Genomic DNA, 264 nt, shown 5'->3' on the forward strand with positions numbered 1-264 from the left:
GCGGTGGACGATGCGCCACTGGCGACAGCGCCATCGCCCATCGCGACGGCGTTGACGCCACCGCCTGCGACCAGTGCTGGCTGAGCACTGCCTGCGCTGGCGGCGGTCGGCGTGCCCTGCACACGGGCCGTTGCCGATCCGCCATCAGCCAGGCTCGCGTCGGTGGCAGCCGACGCCGTGGCCACGTTGGACGCGTCTGCGTCCAGCGGAGCGGCCATCGAACGCAGGCTGGCCGCGCCGGAACGCGTGCCGCTGGCGGTGCGA

Annotated in this window: 1 protein-coding gene; it reads right to left on the minus strand. The window is 74.2% G+C overall.

The genetic code is table 11. The features are described from left to right. Positions 1-264 (minus strand): hypothetical protein (locus FQ664_RS27580; protein ID WP_474707158.1); only part of this gene is annotated, 264 nt, incomplete at both ends.

Origin of the sequence: Pseudomonas persica (genome assembly GCF_900291015.1) — a bacterium.
Lineage (GTDB): Bacteria > Pseudomonadota > Gammaproteobacteria > Pseudomonadales > Pseudomonadaceae > Aquipseudomonas.